This is a genomic window from Streptomyces sp. NPDC054783 (assembly GCF_053611725.1).
On record NZ_JBSHAY010000015.1, the window covers coordinates 1 to 18538 of the forward strand.

Here is an 18538-nt window from a genome sequence, read left to right on the forward strand (position 1 = left end):
GACACGGCAGGTCCGGCATCCGTCTTCCCCGCACCCTTCTCCGGGAAGACCACGTCGGAACACGAGTAGTAGGTGTCCGACGTGCTGCTGTTCTGCCATACCGTGTAGAGGATCTGACGCCCCGTCCGGTCTCGCGGCAGCCTGGCGGCGATGTGGTACGCCCCGTCGCGTAGTGGCGGATCGGTGACCTGCGCGAAGGGCCGCTCCGGCAAATCCGACCAGGCGAGCGGTTTCGTCGGGTCGTAGCCGGGCCTGGTCAGATACAGCCGGAACGTGCCCGTGTGCGCGATCGTCGAGGCGTACGTCATTGTCAGTGCGGCCCCGGGCGTCAGCCGGGTCGCCGGCCAGTCACGCCGCGCCAGGTCCAGGCCCCGGTACGCCGGAAGGTTCCCGCTGCACAGTCTGCCGTCCGGAATCACCTGCCGGTCACGGCCGTTCACCCCTGCCACGCGCAGGTTGTCCCACGCGGTGAAGGGGGCGCCGTTCGCCGCGACAGCCGCCCGGCAGGCCGCCGAGCGGCCGGCGTCGCCACCCTCGGGGGAGCAGGCGTAGACCCGGCTGACCGGATCAGTGGGGGCCCCGTGCGCCCGGGCAGGCCCCGCCGCCCACGACAGGAGCAGGAGCGGGGCCGCGGCGGCGGCCGCCATGACGCTCGGGCGGGCGGTCATCCGGGTCATCCGGGATCTCTCCTCGGCGGGCGTGGGAACGGGGTCTGCGCGGTCCAGTACGGCGGCGGCGTTGAGGGTGTTCAGCCCGACCGGCGTATCGGTGCTCGGGGGGCGCAAAAGCACCGACTGGTTCGGACGTTTCGCGCCTGATTCGAGGCCCCGTTGAGGAGCCGCCGGTCATGCTCGTATCGTGGCGATCACGGGTCCGGCACCCACCGCCCCGCGGCTGCCGATCGTGGCCGGGCAAGGAAGGGGGAAACCGTTCTGGTCTCGTGGTTCCCGAAGCCCCGAGGGCCCGTTCGACGCCGGATCCGCCGTGACACGTGTCGGGGTGCCCGCCGCCCGGGTCCCGGACTGCCGCTGCCACTCGGTGAGTTATCGTGTGCAGGGGGTTAAGAACAAACCGCATGTCCCGTTCGTACGTCGCGAGGAGGGGTCCCAGGATGGCGAGGCAGTTACGCGCCGAACAGACCCGGGCAACGATCATCACGGCCGCCGCCGATCTGTTCGACCGGCAAGGCTACGAGTCCACGAGTCTGAGTGACATCGTCGCACACGCAAAGGTCACCAAGGGTGCGCTGTACTTCCACTTCGCCGCGAAAGAGGATCTCGCCCAGGCCATCCTCGAACTCAACGCCAAGGCCGCCAGAGCGCTCGTCGCCGAGATCGACAGCCGCGGCTGCTCCTCGCTGGAGGCCCTGATGCGGACCACGTTCGGGGTCGCCAGACTCGCCGTGGAGGACCCGGTGCCGCGCGCCGCGCTCCGCCTCGCCACCGCCGACGTCGCCGTACGGCCGCCCCTCAGACACCCGTTCAACGAATGGCTGGAGTTCGCCACCCGGAAGTTCGCAGGAGCCGTCAGGGAGTCCGACGTGCACAGCGATCTCGACGTCGGAATCGTCGCGCACTCCCTGGTCTCCTTCTTCGTCGGCACCCGGGTCGCCGGCCGCTCGCTCGAACCGACGGGACGGCTTCCGCGCCGGGTCGCCGAGATGTGGCACCTCCTGGTCCGGAGCCTGGTCCCGGTGCACCGCCGTCCGCGCTACGCCACGCTCGCCACGCAGCTGGAGCGGGAGATCAGAACCGCTTGAGGCCCGCGATACGGTGACGGACATGCCCTCCACCCCCTTCGCACCCGTGATCCTCGGCAACGAACCCGGCTCGTTCCCGCACAGCGTGCTGGCCGAGCGGCACCCCGCGATCATCGGCAGGGTACGGGACGCCTTCCCCTACGGCCCCGGGCAGCACCGGGCGCTGGACGAACTGCTGAAGAGCTGCACCGAGGGGACGGTCGAGCCGCTGCCCGCCGATGCCCCGGACCGGGAGCGGTGGCAGGAGTGGGGCCTGGCCGACTGCGCCGGGCGCTCCTGGTACGACGTGCCGTGGCTGTGGTCCGAGAGCTACTTCTACCGCCGGCTGCTGGCCGCCGTCGGCTGGTTCGGCCCCGGCGCCTGGCAGGGCATCGACCCGTTCCGGCCGTTCAAACGCGCCGAACTCGACGCACCGGAGACGGACGAGGAACTGGCCGCGCTGGACGCCCTGCCCGGCCTGCCGCAGGAGGAGCGGGCGCGTGCCCTGCTGCACGGCTCGCTGTGGGGCAACCGCGCCGACCTCGGCTTCCGGCTCTCCGCCGAGGGCGCCGAGACCCGGGAACCGGCACCCGCGCTGGTCGCCGACGACAGCGCGTCCCTGTGGTCGCTGCTGCCGCCCGGCAACGCGGCCACACTCGTCCTGGTCGCGGACAACGCCGGCCGCGAACTCGTCCCGGACCTGCTGCTGATCGCCCATCTCCTCGCCGAGGGCAGGGCCGCACGGGCGGTGGTGCACGTCAAGCCGTACCCGTACTACGTCTCCGACGCCACCACCGCCGACGTCGTCGACGCGCTGCACCGGCTGCGCGCCGCCTCCGGCGCGGCCAACGAGTACGCGCGCGTGCTCTGGTCGGCGATGGCCGACGGCCGCCTCACCGTGCGCGCCCATCCCTTCTCCTGCGCCCCGCTGCCGTATGCGCAGATGCCGGACGACCTGCGTGCGGAGTTCGCCGCGGCCACGCTGACCGTCTTCAAGGGCGACCTCAACTACCGCCGTCTGGTGGGCGACCGGCTCTGGCCGCCGACCACGCCCTTCCAGGAGACGACCGCCTACTTCCCCGGCCCGGTCGCCGCGCTGCGCACCCTGAAATCGGACGTGATCACCGGCCTGTCCGCGGCGACCGAGGCCGCACTGGTGGCGGCCGAGGGCGACCGCTGGCGCACCAGCGGCACCCACGCCCTGATCCAGGTCTCCGGGACCGACGTCAAGTGACCCGCAGCCGCAGTGACTTGACGCCGTTGATGAAGTTCGACACCAGACGCCCGGCCGGTGCGGCGAGCCGCGGCTCGGGAAGCACCCGCAGCGCCTCCTCGTAGAGCAGCCGCAGTTGCAGCCGTGCGAAGTGGGCGCCCAGGCACACGTGCGGGCCGTCGCCGAAGGACACGTGCGGGTTGGGGGAGCGGGCGAGGTCGAGCCGGTCCGGATCGGTGAAGACCCGCTCGTCCCGGTTGGCCGAGGCGTGGAAGACCACGACCTTGTCACCGGCCCGGATCCGCTGCCCCGCCAGCTCGGTGTCCCGCGCGGCGGTCCGCCGGAAGGTCAGCACCGGCGGATGCCAGCGCAGCAACTCATCGACGGCAGTGGCAGGTTCCACCTTTCCGGCGCGCAACGACTCGTAGGCCTCCGGATGTTCCGCCAGGGCCAGCAGTCCGCCGGGGGCCGCACTGCGCACGGTGTCGTTGCCCGCGACGGTGAGCAGGAAGAAGAACATCTCCAGCTCGCCGTCCGCGAGTTCGGTGTCACCTGCGAGGGCCGTCATGACGTCGTCCGCCGGATGGTCCCGCTTGTGGACGGCCAGCTGCCGCGCATAGGCGAACATGTCCTTCAGCATCGCCGGGGACCGCGGATTGACCGGCTTGCCCGTCGCGTCCAGCACCGGGGGACCGGCCTCGTCCGGGTCCTGGTAGCCGATGACCCGCTGCGTCCAGTGCAGCAGCAGCCGCCGGTCGCTCTCCGGCACGCCCAGCAGGTCCGCCAGGTTGAGCAGGGCGTACTCGTCGGTGACGGCGGCCACCAGATCGACCGTCCCGTCCCCTTCCCGCGCCTGCTGAAGCGCCCCGGCCAGCAGGGTGCGCGCACGCACCCGGGCGACGTCCGCGAACCGGTCGATACGGCCCGGTGTGAACGCCCGGCTCACCAGCCGCCGCAACCGCCCGTGATCCGGTGGATCCTGATTGAGCATCATGCGGCGGATGAACGGCAGGTCGGCCGGATCCGGGTCGCGGATCTGGGTCGCGCCGAGATGAGAGGAGTACGTCGTGGCGTCCTTCAGCACCCGGACGACGTCCGCGTGCCGGGTCACCGCCCAGAACCCCGGCCCGGCCGGCCAGCCCAGCACCTCCGGCTCCTCCTGCCAGGCGACCGGGTGCCGGTCGCGCAGCAGGCGGTAGTCGTCGTACGGCACACCGACGGCGTACCGGCGCGGGTCGAACACGTCGGGCACCGGCCGGCTCTCGCGCACGCTCACGCCGGCTCGCTCTCGTCGGCAGAGGCCACGGCGACCGCAGGATCTTCGGCGTCCGCGCGCAGGAAGTCCTCGACCGCGCGGATCAGGTCCAGCGGGGCCTCGTCCATGGCGTAGTGCCCGGCGAACGGCAGCGCCACGAGTTCGGCACGCGGATACCAGGACATCCAGGTCTGCCGCATGACCTCGGGCGACAGGGCCGGGTCCAGCTCCCCGGCCACGGCCAGGGCGGGCACCTCGCTGCCCTCGACGTCGGCGTGGAAGTCCTCGCCCGCCCACGAGTCCAGCCAGGCCCGGAACGCCCTCGCGTCGCTGCGCTCCAGCGACCGGGCGACCATCCGCTCCAGCCAGGCGGCGGGACGCCGGCCCCCGGTGGTGAAGTCGATGATCGCCCGCCGGTTCTCCGGCCTGTGCGCGGCGTCCGTGAACAGCGCGGACTGCGCACCGGCCAGCGGCACCCCCGAGGCCGGCACCGGGGAGACACCGACCATCCGGCGCAGCCGGTCCGGTACGGCGGCCGCGAGCCGCTGAGCCACCGCGCCGCCCATCGAGTGCCCGATGACCGAGAACCGCTCCCAGCGCAGCCGGTCGGCCAGCTCCACCAGGTCCCCGGCCGCCTCGGCCGTCGTGTACGCGCCCGCCGTGTCCCGGGCCTCGCCGTAGCCGCGCAGGTCGACCAGCGCGTAACTGAACGAGGTGCGGTCGAGATCCGGCAGGACGGCGGCGTAGGCGGACCGGTCGGCGAACCAGCCGTGCACGGCGAACACCTTGTGGGCGCCGTCGCCGTGCACCTCATGGGGCAGCACAAAGGAGGTCATGCGCCTACCGTGGCCTGCCCGTAGGGGCACGGCAAGGGAGCGGACGCGGCATACCGGCGGCTCTCGCACCGTTGCCCGGGGCGCATCGGAGTGGCACCGCACCGGTCCCGGCCCCGGTCGGAGCACGAGACCGACGACGCCGTCGAGACCGCCCGCACGGCCGAGGAACCGGGCTTCGACCACGTCATCGGCAGCGGCCACCCGCCGGCCGGAGACGTAAGTGACCCCGGATCCACTGGTCCTGCCGGCAGTGGTGGCGGGCGCGACCCGGCGGACCCGCCTGGGGCACCAACGTCCTGGTGCTGCCGCCGCAGACCCGGTCGTCCTCGCCCACCGGACCGCCAGCCTCGACCCACGGCCGCGTCGCCCTCGGGGCCGGCACCGGCTGGAACCGCGCGGGGTTCGCGGCCGTCGGCGTCCCCTTCACCGGACGGGGCCCGGGCGCGGTTCGGTTGACCGCCGGGGCGTTTCCGCCGCCCCGGGGTTCTCCGGGCCGCCGGTGAGCTGCCGGGGCGGCCGCTGGGCGGTGCGGGGTCGGGTGCGGAGCATGTGCGGGAGGAACCGGGGCGCCTGGCGGAGGCCGGGCTGTCGTCCCTCGCTTTGGGGCTGCCCGTCGCCGCGCCCGCGCTGCCGGACGCCGTGGACCGGTCCGCGGCGGAACTCCTGACCCGTCTGCCGTGAGCGCTGATCGTCCACGGCGGGACGGCGTAGGTTCCCCGCTCCGGGGGCAGTTCACGCGATGGTGTGATCATGTTCCGCGCGGTGGATGGCCGTCCGGGGCCGCGGGTAGGGCCCCGGCCATGACGCAGCCGTTCGAACTCCCGCACTTCTACATGCCGTATCCCGCGCGGCTCAACCCGCACCTCGACGAGGCCCGTGCCCACTCGACCGAGTGGGCACGCGAGATGGGCATGCTGGAAGGGTCCGGGATCTGGGAGCAGGCCGATCTGGAGGCGCACGACTACGGACTCCTGTGCGCCTACACCCACCCCGACTGTGACGGAACCGCTCTCTCCCTCATCACCGACTGGTACGTGTGGGTGTTCTTCTTCGACGACCACTTCCTCGACATGTACAAGCGCACCCCGGACCGCGCCGCCGGAAAGGCCCATCTGGACCGCCTGCCCCTGTTCATGCCGCTCGACCTGGCAACCCCCGTGCCGGAGCCGGAGAACCCCGTCGAGGCGGGACTCAAGGACCTGTGGGCGCGCACGGTGCCGTCGATGTCCGTGGACTGGCGCCGCCGCTTCTCCGTGGCCACCGAGCACCTGCTGAACGAGTCGATGTGGGAGCTGTCGAACATCAACGAGGGGCGGATCGCCAACCCCGTCGAGTACATCGAGATGCGCCGCAAGGTGGGCGGCGCCCCCTGGTCGGCCGGGCTCGTGGAGTACGCGACGGCCGAGGTGCCCGCCGCCGTCGCCGGCACCCGCCCGCTGCGCGTGCTGATGGAGACCTTCGCCGACGCCGTCCACCTGCGCAACGACCTGTTCTCCTACCAGCGCGAGGTCGAGGACGAGGGCGAGAACAGCAACGGCGTGCTCGTCCTGGAGACCTTCTTCGGCTGCACGACCCAGGAGGCCGCCGAGACCGTCAACGACATCCTCACCTCGCGCCTGCACCAGTTCGAGCACACGGCCCTCACCGAAGTCCCCGGCGTCGCCCTGGAGAAGGGGCTCACCCCGGCCGAGGCCGCCGCGATCGCCGCGTATGCCAAGGGACTTCAGGACTGGCAGTCCGGCGGCCACGAGTGGCACCTGCGCTCCAGCCGTTACATGAACAAGGGAGCCCGGCCGAGCGCGCCCTGGCAGCTGCAGAGCGGCCCCGGCATCTCGGCCGCCGACATCGGCGCGCTCCTCGCCTCGGCCGCGCAGGAACGCCTGCGCGCCTACACCCACGTGCCCTTCCAGAAGGTCGGCCCGTCCATCCTGCCCGAGTTCCGCATGCCGTACCGGCTCGAACTGAGCCCGCACCTCGACGACGCCCGGCTGCGCCTCGTCGCCTGGTCGCACCGCATGGGCATCCTGGAGGAGGGAGTCTGGGACGAGGACAGACTCGCCGCCTCCGACCTCGCGCTGTGCTCCGCGGGCATGGACCCGGACGCCAGCCCCGAGGCGCTCGACCTCAGCGCCCAGTGGCTCGTCTGGGGGACGTACGGCGACGACTACTACCCGCTGGTCCACGGCCGCCGCCGGGACCTCGCCGCCGCCCGCCTGACCACGGCCCGGCTGTCGCAGTGCATGCCCGTGGAGGGAGAGCCGGCCCTCGTTCCGGCCAACGCGATGGAACGGGGGCTGGTCGACCTGTGGGCGCGGACGACCGCCGGCATGACCGCCGACCAGCGGCGCACCCTGAAGGCCGCCGTGGACACGATGACCGAGAGCTGGGTGTGGGAGCTGTCCAACCAGCTCCAGAACCGCGTCCCCGACCCGGTCGACTACCTGGAGATGCGGCGCGCCACCTTCGGCTCCGACCTCACCCTGAGCCTGTGCCGGATGGGCCACGGCCCCGCCGTCCCGCCGGAGGTCTACCGCAGCGGTCCGGTGCGCTCCCTGGAGAACGCCGCCATCGACTACGCCTGTCTGCTCAACGACATCTTCTCGTACCAGAAGGAGATCGAGTACGAGGGCGAGCTCCACAACGCCGTTCTCGTCGTACAGAACTTCTTCGGCGTGGACTATCCGGCCGCGCTGGGAGTCGTCCACGACCTGACGACCCAGCGCATGCAGCAGTTCGAGCACGTCGTGGAGCATGAACTGCCCGTGCTCCGCGACGACTTCGCACTGTCGGAGGCGGGCCGGGCCGCCCTGGACGGCTATGTCCTCGACCTGCAGAACTGGATGGCAGGGATCCTGAACTGGCACCGCCGCGTCGACCGGTACAAGGCCGAGTGGCTGGGCCGCCGTGCACACGGCTTCCTGCCCGACCGGGCCCCGGCGCTGTCCGTCCAGCTCGTCAGCTGACCTCGACGAGCCGCTTCGCCACCTCTGCCGCGGCCCCGTCCAGCCCCGTGCCGGCCGCCCCGCGCAGTTCGCCGCGCATCGCTCGCCGCCCGCCAGGACCGCGCGGGCCTCCTGACGGAGGTCCGCGCCGCCGCAGCAACCGCAGGGCGTGTTCGGTCATGTCACAGAACGTAACAGCGGCCACTGACAACGCCGCCCCGCCCTCGGGCCCGGCCCGTGCACCGCCGTTTCCGAACCTTCGCGTGCGGAAGGGGACATTCAGGGAACTTCGGGGCGGTCTCGGGAGTCTTGCTGGGTAAAGGGAACGAACAGAACACACGGGGGTGTTCACTTTGACCGACATCATCGAGCGGACCGACCGCGCGGCCGGGCAGCAGGCGCAGAAGGAGTCCGACCGGTTACCGGCAACCGCCGAGCTGACGCCCTACACCGCGCCGTTGACCGTCCCGCCCGTCCTGCGCCCGGCCTCCGCGGATGTCCTGCACGAGACCGAGATCGCCCTGCGCCCGACCTGGGTGCGCCTCCACCCGCAACTGCCGCCGACCCTGATGTGGGGGTACGACGGCCATGTGCCGGGCCCGACCATCGAGGTGCGGCGCGGACAGCGCGTCCGCATCGCCTGGACCAACCGCATACCGAAGGACAGCGAGTTCCCGGTCACCTCCCTCGAGGTGCCCGCCCGCGCGCCCGGCACCCCGCCGCCCAGCACCGAGCCGGGCCGCGAGGGCGTCGAACCGGACAAGGACGTCGCCGCCCTGCCCGCCTGGACGGTGACCCATCTGCACGGCGCCCAGACCGGCGGCGGCAACGACGGCTGGGCGGACAACGCCGTCGGGTACGGCGACGCCCAGCTGTCGGAGTACCCCAACGACCACCAGGCGGTGCAGTGGTGGTACCACGACCACGCCATGAACATCACCCGGTGGAACCTGATGACGGGCCTGTACGGCACCTACCTCGTCCGTGACGACGAGGAGGACGCCCTTCGCCTGCCGTCCGGGAAGCGGGAGATACCGCTGCTCCTCGCCGACCGGAACCTCGACACAGACGAGGACGGCCGCCTCAACGGCCGGCTGCTGCACAAGACGGTGATCGTCCAGCAGAGCAACCCGGAGACCGGAAAGCCGGTCTCCCTCCCGTTCACCGGTCCGTACACCACGGTCAACGGCCGCATCTGGCCGTACGCCGAGGTGGATGCCGCCTGGTACCGCTTCCGGCTGGTCAACGCCTCGAACGCGCGCATCTTCGAGCTCGTGCTGATCGACGAGGACGGCAACCCGGTGCCGGGCGTCGTGCACCAGACCGGCAGCGACGGCGGGTTGCTGCCGCGCCCCGTGCCGGTCGACTTCGACGGCGACCTGCCCACGCTGACCGCCGCGCCGGCCGAGCGCTTCGACCTGCTGGTCGACTTCCGCGCCCTCGCGGGCCGTACCCTGCGGCTGGTGAACAAGGGCCGCAACCAGCCGGCGGGCGTGTCCGACCCGGCGGGCGACGTGCGCTACCCGCACGTTCTGGAGTTCCGGGTCCGCGAGACGTGCGAGGAGGACACCTTCGAACTGCCCGACGTGCTCTCCGGGTCCTTCCGCCGCCTGACCCACGACCTGCCGCACAACCACCGCCTGGTCCTGCTCACCCCGCCCGCCACCAAGGGCGCCGGCGGCCATCCGGAGATCTGGGAGCTGACCGAGGTCGAGGACCCGAGCGGCCTGCAGCTCCCTGCCGACGGCATCGTGCAGGTCGCCGGGCCCGACGGCACCACGAAGACCTACCGGCGCACGTCCCGGACGTTCAACGACGGCCTCGGCTTCACCATCGCCGAGGGCGGCTACGAGCAGTGGGGCTTCCTCAACCTCGCGCCCATCGTCCACCCCATGCACATCCATCTGGCCGACTTCCAGCTGCTCGGCCGGGACGCCTACGACGTCTCGGGCTTCGACCCGGCCGTCGGCGGCACCCGCACGCCGATCCGGTACGACGCCGGCCGGGTGATCCCGCTCGCACCCAACGAGCGGGGCAACAAGGACGTCTTCCGGGTGCCGGGCAGCCAGATGCTGCGGGTGATGGGCCGTTTCGACGGGGCGTACGGCCGGTTCATGTACCACTGCCATCTGCTGGAACACGAGGACATGGGCATGATGAGGCCCTTCGTCGTCATGCCGCCCGAGACCCTGAAGTTCGACCACGGCGCCACCCACGGCGGCCACGGAGGGGGCCACACGGGCTGACCCAGCGCGGCCCGGCCCGCAGGACCGACGACCGGGCGGGCGCGAGGCGGGCGAATGGGGTGCGGCCGGCTGCCGATGGGCGGGCGGTTCGTCGGCCCGGGCGGTGTGCAGGGTGGCTGTCTCGTGGCTGTGCGGTCCGGTGGTCCGAGGGATGGCTGTGCCGAGTCTCGGGCGGCTCCGCGGCTCCGAGGCTCAGCGGTCCGGGCGCCGTTCTCCCGATGCTCGCGGTCCGGCGCGCGGAGGCCCGGAGCCCTGCGGCCTGGTGCCCGCGGCTCGGCGGTCCGCGGGTCCGGCCGTCGCGAGGGCGCTCGGCCGGCCGACGCCGGGCGCGACCTGCGCACCCTCACCGCCCTCGCGGCCGCAGGACACGGCCTCGCCCTGCTGCCCCGCTCGGCCGCCACCGCCGTACCCCGCACGGTCGCCGTCCCGCTCACCGCGCCCCGGGTCGTCCACCGCACGGAACTCCTCCACGGCGGAAGTCCCGGGGGAGCGGCACGGGAGGTGGTCCGGAGGCTGGTGGGAACGGTGTGATCACCCGCCGCGACCGCCGGTGCCCCCGGGAGCCGGGCGCGTCCCTGCGCTCGCCCCTGGAGGTCATGGCTACCCTCCGCCACGCTCCGGCCAGTCTCACCCGTTCGTGTCTCGTCGCGGCCCGGCGCCCCGGGTAGAGCATCAGCCGGAGGCGAGCGAACCATGGAACACACTGCGTTGCGTCCCAAGCCGATGCCCGGTCAGGACCGGCGGGAGGGCGGCACCCCCGGTCCGCCCCACCGCCCGCACGCCGTGCCGCGGCGCGGACGGCGGCTGCGGACCCTGCTGTTCGCCCTGTGCACCGGCATCCTGCTGGTGCTGTCCGGCGTCGGCATGGGCACGGTCGGGGCCACGGTGATCGGCATGAGCCGGCTCGCCGAGCTGCAACGCCAGGCCCCGCCGGCCACACCCCCGGCCAGGGCCGCATCCACCGCCCCCGCCGCCACCCCGAGCCCCGCTCCTGACGCCGCGCCCGGGGCGACCCTGGGCATCGAGGCCGTCGACGCCGAGAAGGCGGGCGCACTGGTCGTGGGCGTGCACGTGCCCGGCCCGGGCTATGCGGCCGGCCTGGTCCGCGGGGACCTGCTGCTGCAGTTCGGCTCCGTCCGCGTCGACAGCACCGCCGACCTCGCCCGGGCCGTCGCCCGGGCCCGCCCGGGGAAACAGGTCATCCTCACCGTGCGTCACAGTGGCGGGGGCTACCAGCAGTTGACGGTCGTACCCGGCGTGGTGATCTGAGCCTGCCGGCGCGGGCCCCTGCCCCACGACTTCTCGGTCACCCCGGGAAACCCGCTGGTCACCGTCCGCCCCACGCGCCATGATGGCCCCATGCGGAGTCCCTTCCGAGCCGACCGCGCCCAGCGGGGAACACCGGCGATCGGCTCGCGTGACCCTGTCCGGCCGGGCAGGATGCTGCCCGAGACGCCGTCGCCCGCTTTCCCACCCGTGCCCGGAGGCCCGGATGACCGGTAGTACGCCCGCGCTCTTCACCGCCGCCGACTACAGGGCCCGCATGGAGCGTGCCGCGCGCTCCGCGGCCGACGCCGGCCTCGCGGGACTGCTCGTGGCCCCCGGACCGGACATGGTCTGGCTCACCGGCTACACGCCCACCGCCGTCACCGAGCGGCTCACCGTGCTGGTGCTCACGCCCGGTCAGGACCCCGTGCTCGTCGTACCGACCCTGGAGGCCCCGGACGCCGAGCACGCCGTCGGCTCCTCCAGCCTCACCCTGCGCGACTGGACCGACGGCAAGGACCCCTACGCCGTCACGGCCGCCCTCCTCGACGGCCACGGCCGGTTCGGCATCAGCGACAACACCTGGGCCATGCACCTGCTGGGCCTCCAGCGCGCCCTGCCGGACACCTCCTACGCCTCTCTCACCGACGCCCTCCCCATGCTGCGTGCCGCCAAGGACGCCGCGGAACTGGAACTCCTCGCCGCCGCCGGAGCGGCTGCCGATGCAACGTTCGAGGAGATCCGCAAAGTTCCCTTCGCCGGCCGCCGCGAGTCCGACGTCGGCCACGACCTCGCCGGCCTGCTGCGCCGCTTCGGCCACGAGCAGGTCGACTTCACCATCGTCGGCTCCGGCCCCAACGGCGCCAACCCGCACCACGAGGTCGGCGACCGCGTCATCCGGCGCGGCGACATGGTCGTCCTGGACTTCGGCGGTCTGAAGGACGGCTACGGCTCCGACACCACCCGTACGGTCCACGTGGGCGAGCCCACCGAGGAGGAGCGCCGGGTGTACGACATCGTCCGCGAGGCCCAGGAGGCGGGCTACCAGGCCGTACGGCCCGGGGCGGCCTGCCAGGAAGTCGACCGCGCCGCCCGCGCCGTGATCAGCGATGCCGGGTACGGCGAGTACTTCATCCACCGCACCGGACACGGCATCGGAGTCACCACGCACGAGCCGCCGTACATGATCGAGGGCGAGGAACAGCCCCTCGTGCCCGGCATGTGCTTCTCCGTCGAGCCCGGCATCTATCTGCCCGGCCGCTTCGGGGTGCGCATCGAGGACATCGTCACGGTGACCGGGGACGGCTGCCGCCGCCTCAACAACACCACACGTGACCTGGTCATAGTGGGCTGAGAGACCACACGGAGACCCAGGAGACACACTTTCCGACGACATCCCGGAACGGCGACGCGCGAACCCATGACCCAGGCACCGACACCTACCGCGGACACCGTCCGCCGACTGGTCCGTTCGCTGCTCAAGGAGGGCGGCGACGACACCGCGGGCCCCGATGTGCGGCCCGTGACGGAGGGCCTCGAGTACACGTGGTGGGTCGGCACCCGCCATGTCCTGCGCCTGGAGCCCGACCGCGAGGCCTCGGTACTGCGCCGCCGCGAACTGCGCCTGCGCGACCTGGTCCGGCCGCACGTGCCCGTGGCCGTCCCCACCAGCGTCGCGCACGGCGACTGGGCGCCCGGCCTCGCCTACACCCTGGACACCAAGGTGCCCGGCGGCACGGCCGACGAACACGAGGTCTCCGCCGTCGGTGAGGCCGACCTCGCCGGGCTGCTCACCGGGCTGCGCGCGGTGCCCGCACGGCAGGCCGAGGCACTCGGCGCACCGCGCACCGCCCCGCGTTCCCTGGAGGCGCTGCGCCGCATGGCCGTGCACGCGGCCGAACGGCTCGCCGCCGCCGACGAGTTCGACGCCGCCCGGCTGCACCAGCTGACCCCGCCCGGCGCGGCCCAGCTCGCCGCGCAGCCCGGCACCGCCGTCCTCACCCACCACGGCCTGACCGGCGAACACGTGGTGGTCAGCGCCGACGGCCGGGTGCGCGGCATCCTGGACTGGACCCGGGCCGCCCTGGGCGACCCCGCCGAGGACATCGCCGGCCTGGCCGTCGCCGTCGGCTCCCCGGCGGCCGTACGCGCCGCCACCCTCGCCGGCTACGGCGCCCGGCCCTGCCTGCGCGGTCTGTGGCTCGCCCGCTGCGACACGGTCATCCGGCTCGCCGCCCACCTGGAAGGCCGCGCGGGCGGTTCCCCGGTGCTGCTCCGGACCCAGCTGCGGCGCGCGTGGGAGCCGATCCTCCTGGAGCGGTTGTCGGACTTCAAGGAGGACGAGCCGGGGCCGTAGACAGCGGGGTGCGGGCGCGCACCGGCCGCCTGATGCGGGCGCCGGCCCTGCTGACCAGGGGCCTCCCGTGCCCGCAGCCGATGGTCCGGCGGGACGGCCGGGTGGCGTGCGGCCGTCGCTGCGGGCCGTCGGACCGCGGGTCGGCGCGGCCGCGCGCGGAGGCACCGTCCAGCGGCCGCGCAGGTGCCCCAGGGGCCGCGGCCCGGCACCCCGCGAGCCCGCCGCCGGCCCCGGCTCGGCACCGGCCCTCTCGCGGCCCCGGCCGGCCGGCTCGCTTCAGGGCTGGGCCAGCACCACGCACGACTCCCCGGGGACCTGGAGCAGGCCGTCTGCGCCAGGGGGCTCCATCTGCTCCCAGGCCGCCAGGACCACCGCGGGGCGGGTGCCCAGGGGGATGGACGCCGGAGCCTTGCCCAGGTTCACCGCCACGCACACGTCACCGCGCCGGAAGGCCAGCCAGCGGGCGTCCTCGTCGTACGCCACCTTGGTGTCGGCCAGGTCGGGGTCGGTGAGGTCCGGCTGTTCGTGCCGGAGAGCGATCAGCCGGCGGTACCAGGCGAGCACGCGCGCGTGGGGCTCGCGTTCCGGTTCCGACCAGTCCAGACAGGACCGCTCGCGGGTCGCCGGGTCCTGCGGGTCCGGTACGTCCTCCTCGGCCCAGCCGTGCGCCGCGAACTCCCGTCGCCGGCCCCGCCGTACCGCCTCGGCCAGCTCCGGATCGGTGTGGTCGGTGAAGAACTGCCAGGGCGTGCCCGCCGCCCACTCCTCGCCCATGAACAGCATCGGCGTGAACGGCGAGGTCAGCGTCAGTGTCGCCGCGCAGGCCAGCACACCGGGGGAGAGGCGGGCGGAGAGACGGTCGCCCTGGGCGCGGTTGCCGACCTGGTCGTGGGTCTGGCTGTAGCCCAGCAGCCGGTGCGCGGCCACCCGGGCGCGGTCCAGCGGCCGGCCGTGGTGCCGTCCCCGGAAACTGGAGTACGTGCCGTCGTGGAAGTAGCCACCGGTGAGCGTCTTGGCGAGCGCGGCGAACGGGGCGCGCGCGAAGTCCGCGTAGTAGCCCTGCGACTCCCCGGTCAGCGCGGTGTGCAGCGCGTGGTGGAAGTCGTCGTTCCACTGCGCGTGCAGCCCGAGGCCGTGCTGCGCGCGCGGGGTGATGACCCGCGGGTCGTTCAGGTCCGACTCGGCGATCAGGAACAGCGGCCGGCCCACTTCCTCGGCGAGAGCGTCCACGGCCGCCGACAGCTCCTCCAGGAAGTGGCACGCGCGCGTGTCGTACAGGGCGTGTACCGCGTCCAGCCGCAGCCCGTCGATCCGGTAGTCCCGCAGCCACGCCAGCGTGCTGCCGACGAGAAACGCGCGCACCTCGTCCGAGCCGGGGCCGTCCAGGTTCACCGCCGAGCCCCACGGCGTGTGGTGCGCGTCGGTGAAGTACGGCCCGAAGAGCGGCAGACAGTTCCCGGACGGGCCCAAGTGGTTGTGCACGACGTCCAGGACGACCCCCAGGCCGAGTTCGTGCGCCCGGTCCACGAACCGTTTCAGCGCCTCGGGGCCGCCGTACGGCTCGTGCACCGCCCACAGAGACACGCCCTCGTAGCCCCAGCCGTGCCGCCCCGGGAACGGGCACACCGGCATCAATTCCACGTGCGTGACGCCCAGTTCCACCAGATGCTCGAGCCGGGCCGCGGCCGCGTCCAGGGTGCCCTCGCGGGTGTACGTGCCCACGTGCAGCTCGTAGAGCACCGCACCCGGCAGCCCGCGCCCCGCCCACTGCGCACGCCACGCGTACCGCCCGTGGTCCACGACCGTGCTGAGCCCCTCCGGGCCGTCCGGCTGGCGGCGCGAGCGCGGGTCGGGCCGTACGGGCCCGTCGTCCAGCGCGAAGCCGTACCGGGTGCCGTCCCGGGCGTCCGCCTCCCCCGTCCACCAGCCCGCCCGCTCGGGATCGCGCGCCAACGCGCGCGTGCCGCCCTCGCAATGGAGGGTCACTCGGTCTGCCTGCGGTGCCCACACCTCGAACTGCACGGACGGTTCCCCTTCGTCTGTGATCTCTCGCCTGCTCACCGTGATGTCCCGCGCCCCCATCGTGCCCGCCGCAACGATCAATCCGCTTTCGAATTCGCCCTTTCCCGGTGGGTGTCGTGGAAGTACCCGCAGATCGGCGCCGATTCCCCGTTTTCTGGACACCCGGGGTTCACTGCCCGACAATCACCTGCGTGACGTCGTCCTTCGAGTTCTCCACGTACCCCGCGCGGCTGTCCGACGCACAGCGCGACAAAGCGCTGCAGGTGCTGCGGGACGGCGTCGCCATGGGCCGGCTCTCGCACGACACGTTCGTGCGCCGGATGGAACTGGCACTGGCCGCCCGCCGCGCCGACGAACTGGCCGCCCTCGTCGCCGACCTGCCCCGGGAGAACCGCTTCTCCCGCGCCCTCCTCGGCAGCGTCGAGGCCGTCTCGGGGTTCACCGTACGGCTGCGCCGGGCCTGGCAGGCCGAGCGGCTGCCCAAGCTGCTGCTGCCGCACCCCGCGCGCACCCATCCGCTGCGCATCGGCCGCGACCCGGCCAACGGGCTGCGCCTGAACCACGAGACCGTCTCCCGTGTGCACGCCGAGCTCAGCCGCCAGGGCGGCATGTGGGTCCTCAGGGACCTCGGCTCCACCAACGGCACCACCGTCAACGGCCGCCGGGTGATCGGCTCGGTCGTCGTCCGCGAGGGCGACCAGATCGCCTTCGGCAGGATGGCGTTCCGGCTCGCCACGAGCTGAGCGGCGCCGTCCGAAGGCGTGCGAACCGGCTCACCCTCACGGGCGGGTGACGAACCGATCGGGTGAGCCGGGCTGTGGAACGCGGGCCAGTGTGCCGATGCATCGGTCATGACGTACATCACCCGAGTCACCGCAGCCGCCGGCGCCCTGCTCACCTGTGCCGGCCTCCTCGCTGCGGCCCCGGCCCAGGCGGCCCCCCGCACCACGTTCCCGCTCAGCGACAACTGGCTCTACGTCACCGTCGTCCCCGGCGAGAAGGCCCAGTCCGGTGACAAGCACGGCACGCTGCTGCTGTGCGACCCGCTGCCCCTGGGGTACGCGCGCGCGGCCGAGGCCTGTGCCGAACTCGCAGAGGCCGACGGTGACATCGCGCGCATCCCGCAGAAGAAGGGGGTCTTCTGTCCGATGATCTTCGCCCCCGTGACCGTCCACGCGAGCGGGCAGTGGAACGGACGGCCGGTCGACTACCAGGAGACCTACTCCAGCAAGTGCGCCATGGAAACGCGGACGGGAGCGGTGTTCGCCGTGGACCACTGATCCCGGCTGCCGGGCGGCGCGACGCGGGAGACGCGACACGGGCGGCGTGGAGGTCTCACGCCGCCCGTTCCCGGGCCTGCTGCGCCGCCACCAGCACCGTCCGGGACTGGTGCTCCACCTGGTGCTCCAACGGCACCCAGCGGGCCCGGAACCGCGCCGCGAAGGCATCGCACCAGTCGGCGACGAGCTGTTCCAGCCGCGGCGCCGCCCGGTCGTCCGTCTCCCGCAGCACCCGCAGCAGCATCGCCGCCGCCCGCAGCGGCAGCCGTCGCCCGAAGGCGTCCACACTGCCGACGTACGCCATCGTCGTAGCGGCGGGCGGGGTGTGGATCCAGTCCTCGGCCAGACCCGGGATCAGCTCCAGCGCCCAGCGCGCCGCCCGCAACAGGGGCCCGTCCGCGCCGTCGAGGCGGGGCAGCGCCTCGGCGAGGATCCCCTCCACCTCCAGCGAGTCCCGCAGCAGCCGCTGTGCCAGGCGCCGCATCGCCGCCGCCGGAGCCGGGTGCGGCGCCGGGTCGTCCACCAGGTCGCTCGCCCACATCGGCACCTCCACCACGGCCGTCAGACCGCCGTAGCGGTGTGCGTGGTACCAGGTGCTGTGCCGGGCGTCGTCCGGCATGCTCGGGTAGGCGGCGCCCGTCTCCGGGCCGGGCATGACATGCACCCCGGGGCCGGAGGCCGGCCAGCCGGCGGCGTCCGAGGCGCCCGTCTCCACCGGGATGTGCAGCTGCGCCGCCGACTTGGCGAACGGCTCCGCGAGCCCTGGCACGTCCCTGGTCAACTGCACCCAGCTGCCGCCCAGATCGGTGCCGTGCAGGGTCACCTGGAGGTAGGGCCGCAGCTCGTCGATCACCCCGGTCAGCGCCCTGGTCTCGGGCGGGAGCCGGTCCGGCGGCAGCACGGACGGCGACCACTCCGGCTGCTCGGCGCCCGTCGGCCGGTAGAAGCCGAGGTGGTAGTCGAGCAGGCTGCGCGGAGCGGGCGTCACATGCAGGCTCGCGCCGTCCGGGTCCGCGCACAGCAGGAAGTGCCAGGACGTGTCCGTCCGCAACTCCCGCTCGGCCAGGACGCGTTCGGCCAGCACCCGCAGGGTGGAACCCCCGGTCGGCTCGTTGGCGTGGGCGCCGGCGACCACCAGCACCGCCCGCCGGGCGTGTCCCACCGTCAGCAGGTGCAGGGGTCTTCCCGCGCGCGAGAGGCCCACCTGCCTGAGCGAGCACAGCCCGGGTTCCTGAGCGGCCAGCGCCTGTGCGGAGGCCACCAGTTCGGGAACGCTGGGATAGCGCAGCTCCGGCAGAAGACTCACCCCCGACTTGTTCCCGCCCGGCCTCGCCCTCCAAGTCCCGCACGCGAAAGGTGAACTGTCAAGCATGCGGCGGGGGAG

General features: G+C 73.1%; 17 protein-coding genes. 10 read left to right on the top strand and 7 right to left on the bottom strand.

The genetic code is table 11. The annotated features are described in order from the left end of the window. The coding region (locus ACWGJ5_RS25025; protein WP_453311907.1) for a lytic polysaccharide monooxygenase auxiliary activity family 9 protein at nucleotides 1-677 on the bottom strand (677 nt) is incomplete at its 3' end. Between the two features lie 434 nt (nucleotides 678-1111). Here ACWGJ5_RS25025 and ACWGJ5_RS25030 point away from each other — a divergent pair. Together ACWGJ5_RS25030 and ACWGJ5_RS25035 are read left to right on the top strand one after the other, a co-directional pair. Continuing rightward, nucleotides 1112-1759 carry a ScbR family autoregulator-binding transcription factor gene (locus tag ACWGJ5_RS25030; RefSeq protein ID WP_453311908.1) on the top strand — a complete coding sequence of 216 codons (648 nt, stop codon included), beginning with the start codon at nucleotides 1112-1114 and terminating at the stop codon, nucleotides 1757-1759. A 22-nt stretch (nucleotides 1760-1781) separates the two neighbouring features. Further along, a complete protein-coding gene (locus ACWGJ5_RS25035) occupies nucleotides 1782-2972 on the top strand; it encodes a damage-control phosphatase ARMT1 family protein (protein WP_453311909.1) in 1191 nt (396 codons plus the stop codon). Here ACWGJ5_RS25035 and ACWGJ5_RS25040 read toward each other — a convergent pair. Together ACWGJ5_RS25040 and ACWGJ5_RS25045 are read right to left on the bottom strand one after the other, a co-directional pair. After that, entirely contained in the window at nucleotides 2965-4227 is a 1263-nt protein-coding gene (locus ACWGJ5_RS25040) for a cytochrome P450 (RefSeq protein ID WP_453311910.1), read from the bottom strand. The two genes, ACWGJ5_RS25035 and ACWGJ5_RS25040, sit on opposite strands and share 8 nt — an antisense overlap. Then, nucleotides 4224-5042: an alpha/beta fold hydrolase gene (locus tag ACWGJ5_RS25045; RefSeq protein ID WP_453311911.1), complete on the bottom strand. Its 819-nt coding sequence runs from the start codon at nucleotides 5040-5042 to the stop codon at nucleotides 4224-4226. Before ACWGJ5_RS25045 ends, ACWGJ5_RS25040 begins: the two co-directional genes overlap by 4 nt. A gap of 549 nt (nucleotides 5043-5591) precedes the next feature. Between ACWGJ5_RS25045 and ACWGJ5_RS25050 the strand changes: the two genes are divergently transcribed. After that, nucleotides 5592-5723 carry a hypothetical protein gene (locus ACWGJ5_RS25050; RefSeq protein ID WP_453311912.1) on the top strand — a complete coding sequence of 44 codons (132 nt, stop codon included), beginning with the start codon at nucleotides 5592-5594 and terminating at the stop codon, nucleotides 5721-5723. Between the two features lie 119 nt (nucleotides 5724-5842). Beyond that, nucleotides 5843-8005 carry a germacradienol/geosmin synthase Cyc2 gene (gene cyc2, locus ACWGJ5_RS25055; RefSeq protein ID WP_453311913.1) on the top strand — a complete coding sequence of 721 codons (2163 nt, stop codon included), beginning with the start codon at nucleotides 5843-5845 and terminating at the stop codon, nucleotides 8003-8005. On the opposite strand, the gene ACWGJ5_RS25060 is transcribed toward cyc2, so the two are convergent. Next, on the bottom strand, nucleotides 7998-8165 hold the full coding sequence (locus ACWGJ5_RS25060) for a hypothetical protein (RefSeq protein WP_453311914.1): 168 nt from the start codon (nucleotides 8163-8165) through the stop codon (nucleotides 7998-8000). The genes cyc2 and ACWGJ5_RS25060 overlap by 8 nt on opposite strands. Before the next feature lie 172 nt (nucleotides 8166-8337). On the opposite strand from ACWGJ5_RS25060, the gene phsA reads away from it, so the two are divergent. Continuing rightward, nucleotides 8338-10230 carry an O-aminophenol oxidase PhsA gene (gene phsA / locus ACWGJ5_RS25065; protein WP_453311915.1) on the top strand — a complete coding sequence of 631 codons (1893 nt, stop codon included), beginning with the start codon at nucleotides 8338-8340 and terminating at the stop codon, nucleotides 10228-10230. Between the two features lie 192 nt (nucleotides 10231-10422). Here phsA and ACWGJ5_RS25070 read toward each other — a convergent pair whose 3' ends face one another. After that, complete coding sequence (locus ACWGJ5_RS25070; RefSeq protein WP_453311916.1) at nucleotides 10423-10701, bottom strand: hypothetical protein; 279 nt, start codon at nucleotides 10699-10701, stop codon at nucleotides 10423-10425. 222 nt (nucleotides 10702-10923) lie between these two features. On the opposite strand from ACWGJ5_RS25070, the gene ACWGJ5_RS25075 reads away from it, so the two are divergent. From ACWGJ5_RS25075 to ACWGJ5_RS25085, 3 genes are all read left to right on the top strand, one after another. After that, entirely contained in the window at nucleotides 10924-11499 is a 576-nt protein-coding gene (locus tag ACWGJ5_RS25075) for a PDZ domain-containing protein (RefSeq protein ID WP_453311917.1), read from the top strand. Nucleotides 11500-11722: 223 nt separating this feature from the next. Then, nucleotides 11723-12850, top strand: coding sequence for an aminopeptidase P family protein (locus tag ACWGJ5_RS25080; RefSeq protein ID WP_453311918.1), 1128 nt, complete (start codon nucleotides 11723-11725; stop codon nucleotides 12848-12850). Between the two features lie 66 nt (nucleotides 12851-12916). After that, nucleotides 12917-13852, top strand: a complete 936-nt coding sequence (locus ACWGJ5_RS25085) for a phosphotransferase family protein (protein WP_453311919.1) — start codon at nucleotides 12917-12919, stop codon at nucleotides 13850-13852. Nucleotides 13853-14128: 276 nt separating this feature from the next. On the opposite strand, the gene treZ is transcribed toward ACWGJ5_RS25085, so the two are convergent. After that, nucleotides 14129-15874 (bottom strand): malto-oligosyltrehalose trehalohydrolase, encoded by a 1746-nt coding sequence (treZ, locus tag ACWGJ5_RS25090; RefSeq protein ID WP_453311920.1) that lies wholly within the window; start codon nucleotides 15872-15874, stop codon nucleotides 14129-14131. Between the two features lie 191 nt (nucleotides 15875-16065). On the opposite strand from treZ, the gene ACWGJ5_RS25095 reads away from it, so the two are divergent. Both ACWGJ5_RS25095 and ACWGJ5_RS25100 read left to right on the top strand, forming a co-directional pair. Next, nucleotides 16066-16617, top strand: a complete 552-nt coding sequence (locus ACWGJ5_RS25095; RefSeq protein WP_453311921.1) for an FHA domain-containing protein — start codon at nucleotides 16066-16068, stop codon at nucleotides 16615-16617. Between the two features lie 108 nt (nucleotides 16618-16725). Continuing rightward, complete coding sequence (locus ACWGJ5_RS25100; protein ID WP_453311922.1) at nucleotides 16726-17154, top strand: SSI family serine proteinase inhibitor; 429 nt, start codon at nucleotides 16726-16728, stop codon at nucleotides 17152-17154. Between the two features lie 55 nt (nucleotides 17155-17209). Here the strand turns inward: ACWGJ5_RS25100 and ACWGJ5_RS25105 are convergent, their stop codons facing one another. After that, nucleotides 17210-18460: a M14 family zinc carboxypeptidase gene (locus ACWGJ5_RS25105; RefSeq protein ID WP_453311923.1), complete on the bottom strand. Its 1251-nt coding sequence runs from the start codon at nucleotides 18458-18460 to the stop codon at nucleotides 17210-17212. Nucleotides 18461-18538: the final 78 nt, after the last annotated feature.

Bases quoted from the DNA above. Each gene is read 5' to 3' on its own strand.
- ACWGJ5_RS25075 (WP_453311917.1), top strand. From the start codon at position 10,924: ATGGAACACACTGCGTTGCGTCCCAAGCCGATGCCCGGTCAGGACCGG.
- ACWGJ5_RS25100 (WP_453311922.1), top strand. From the start codon at position 16,726: ATGACGTACATCACCCGAGTCACCGCAGCCGCCGGCGCCCTGCTCACC.
- ACWGJ5_RS25085 (WP_453311919.1), top strand. From the start codon at position 12,917: ATGACCCAGGCACCGACACCTACCGCGGACACCGTCCGCCGACTGGTC.
- cyc2 (WP_453311913.1), top strand. From the start codon at position 5,843: ATGACGCAGCCGTTCGAACTCCCGCACTTCTACATGCCGTATCCCGCG.
- ACWGJ5_RS25045 (WP_453311911.1), bottom strand. From the start codon at position 5,042: ATGACCTCCTTTGTGCTGCCCCATGAGGTGCACGGCGACGGCGCCCAC.
- ACWGJ5_RS25080 (WP_453311918.1), top strand. From the start codon at position 11,723: ATGACCGGTAGTACGCCCGCGCTCTTCACCGCCGCCGACTACAGGGCC.
- ACWGJ5_RS25030 (WP_453311908.1), top strand. From the start codon at position 1,112: ATGGCGAGGCAGTTACGCGCCGAACAGACCCGGGCAACGATCATCACG.
- ACWGJ5_RS25060 (WP_453311914.1), bottom strand. From the start codon at position 8,165: ATGACCGAACACGCCCTGCGGTTGCTGCGGCGGCGCGGACCTCCGTCA.
- ACWGJ5_RS25035 (WP_453311909.1), top strand. From the start codon at position 1,782: ATGCCCTCCACCCCCTTCGCACCCGTGATCCTCGGCAACGAACCCGGC.